This window comes from Inquilinus sp., from assembly GCF_057815775.1.
Genome location: NZ_JBYRFX010000069.1, coordinates 1 through 2715, shown reverse-complemented (window position 1 = coordinate 2715; position 2715 = coordinate 1). Strand labels below are relative to the sequence as shown.

General features: G+C 70.2%; 3 protein-coding genes. 1 reads left to right on the top strand and 2 read right to left on the bottom strand.

Going from position 1 to position 2715, the window contains the following annotated elements; genetic code table 11:
- A partial coding sequence (locus tag AC3XYG_RS02740; RefSeq protein ID WP_489138277.1) for a MarR family winged helix-turn-helix transcriptional regulator occupies positions 1–425 on the top strand: 425 nt, incomplete at its 5' end.
- On the opposite strand, the gene AC3XYG_RS02735 is transcribed toward AC3XYG_RS02740, so the two are convergent.
- Positions 426–1817 (bottom strand): FAD-binding oxidoreductase, encoded by a 1392-nt coding sequence (locus AC3XYG_RS02735; protein ID WP_489138276.1) that lies wholly within the window; start codon positions 1815–1817, stop codon positions 426–428. It abuts the gene before it with no gap.
- A partial coding sequence (locus tag AC3XYG_RS02730; protein ID WP_489138275.1) for an MFS transporter occupies positions 1814–2715 on the bottom strand: 902 nt, incomplete at its 5' end. The genes AC3XYG_RS02730 and AC3XYG_RS02735, both read right to left, overlap by 4 nt.

Sequence of the window (2715 nt, the reverse complement as noted above, 5' to 3'; positions counted from 1 at the left end):
CCGAGGCCCCCGAAACGGCCCTGACCAAGGCGGATTACGAGGCGCTGGCGGCGTTCCGCCACGCGCTGCGGCGCTTTCTCGACTTCAGCGGCGAGGCGGCGAAGACGGCGGGGCTGACGCCGCAGCAGCACCAGGCGTTGCTGGCGATCAAGGGATTCCCCGGGCGCGACTCGGTGACGATCGGCGAATTGGCGGAGCAGCTGGTGCAGCGGCATCACAGCACGGTCGGGCTGGTCGACCGGCTGGCGGCACTGGGGCTGGTGCGGCGCGACACCGATCCGGCCGATCGCCGGCGGATCCATGTCGCGCTGACCGACCAGGCAGAAACCGTGCTGGCCGGCCTGTCCGCCATCCATCGCGACGAACTGCGCCGACTCGGCCCGTCGCTCGCCGCGCTGCTGGGCCGGCTGGGGACGGAGGGGTAGCTACAGCACCTTGCCGGGGTTCATCAGGCCGAGCGGGTCGATCGCGCCCTTGATCAGGCGCATCAACCCAAGCTCCTCCGGCGAGCGCGATAGCGGCAGATAGGCCTTCTTGCTGAAGCCGATGCCGTGTTCGGCTGAAACCGACCCGTCGAAGCGGGACACGATGCCGTAGACCGCGTCCTCGATCTCATGCTGCGGCAGGGCGCCGCCATCCAGCCGCCCCAGCACCAGGTGCAGGTTGCTGTCGGCGACATGGCCGTAGAACACGGCGGTCGCCTCCGGCCAGGTCGTGTCGATCAGCGCGCGTAGGCTGCGCACCGCCTCACCCATATGGCCGAGCGGGATGCCGACATCGAACTTCACGCTGCCGCCGCGGAAATGCTGGGCGTATTCCGCCGGCACCTCGCGGATCGCCCACAGCTTCCGCCGCTCCTCCTCCGACTTGGCCAGCACGGCGTCGTGCAGCAGCCCGCGCTCGAATAGGACGGCCAGCGGCGCCTCCAGGCTGTCCTGGTCGGGCAGGCTGGTCTCGATCAGCAGATACAGCGGCGCGTCGCCGGGCAGGGGCGCGGTCCGTCCCGCCGTCCGGGTGGCGAAGGCGTAGAAATCGGGCCACATCGCCTCGAAGGCCAGCAACTGCCCAGGGATCTCCTGCTCCAGGAAGCGCAGGATCGACAGGGCGGCGTCGAAATCCCGGATCGCGCACAGCGCCGTCTGCCGGCTGCGGACCGGCGGGTGCAGGGCCAGCACGACCCGGGTGACGACGCCCAGCGTGCCCTCCGCCCCGATGAACAGCTGCGGCCAGTCATAGCCGGTGTTGTTCTTGATCAGCTTGTTCAGCGACCGGACCACGGTGCCGTCCGCCAGCACCACCTCCAGTCCGCGGACATTCTGCCGGGTCATGCCGTAGCGCAGCACGTTGATGCCGCCGGCATTGGTCGCGACATTGCCGCCGATGGTGCAACTGCCGCGGGCGCCGAGATCGATGCCGCAGGCAAAGCCCGCCGCCTCCGCCGCCTGGTGCAGCTGTTCCAGCGGCGTGCCGGCCAGCGCCGTCAGCGTGGCGCTGGAGGCGTCGACCTCCTCGACCCCCACCATGCGCGACAGCGACAGGGCGACGTCGTCCGGGCCGGGATGGGCGCCGCCGGCCAGCCCGGTCAGCCCGCCCTGGGTCACCACGCCCTGGCCGTGGGCGCTGCAGATCCGCAGGGCGGCCGACACATCCTCGGTCGTCCGCGGCAGCACCAGCGCCTTCGGCCGCGTCGCGGGATAGCCGGCCCAGTCCTGGTGGAACCGCGGGTCGATCGCATCGCCGGTGCGGACCAGATCAGCCCCCAGCGCCGCCAGCAGGGCCGTCACCACGGCATCGGCGAGGGTCGCCGCCTCGGTCATACGCTCAACCCCTTTAAAGTCTTGGAGTCCACCGGCTGGGCGCACAGCACGGAGATGGCCGACAGCAGGCATAGCACGGCCAGGTAGATCGCCACCGGCACGGCCGATTGGTAATGCGCGAACAGCGCCGTGGCGATCAGCGGCGCCGCCCCGACCACCACCGACGACACCTCATGCGCCACGGCCAGGCCGGAATAGCGCAGCTCGGTCGGGAACAGCTCGGTGAACAGCGCCGGCTGCACCCCGATCATGGCGGCGTGGCAGATGCCGTTGCCGACCAGCAGCGCCAGCAGGATCAGCGCCGTCGACTGGCTGGCGATCATCAGGAAGAACGGATAGCCGAAGGCGGCCATCGTCACGACGCCGAACAGATAGATGCGGCGGCGGCCGTAGCGGTCCGACAGGGCGCCGAACACCAGCATCATTCCCGCATCGGCGGCCATGGCGATGGCGACGCCCAGCAGCAGCACGCCGGTCGGCGCGCCGACGAATTTGCCGTATGCCAGCGAGAACACGATCATCAGATGGGACCCGCCCATCTCCGCCAGCCGCGCGCCGATGCCGACCAGCATCGCGCGCGGGTGCTTGCGGAACAGCTCCGGGATCGGCTGGTGCGCCACGCCTTTGCGGTCTGCCGCCTGCTGGAAGTCGCGGCTCTCCTGCACGCTGAAGCGGATGTAGATGCCGACGCCGAAGATCACCACGCTCAGCAGGAACGGGATGCGCCAGCCCCAGGCCAGGAAATCGGCCTCGGGCAGTTGCTGCGCCAGGTAGAAGACGAGCGACGAGAGGATGAAGCCGCCGCCGACCCCGACCTGGCTCCAGGCGCCGTAGAAGCCGCGCCGTCCGGGCGGCGCGTTCTCGGTCGTCATCAGCACCGCGCCGCCCCATTCGCCGC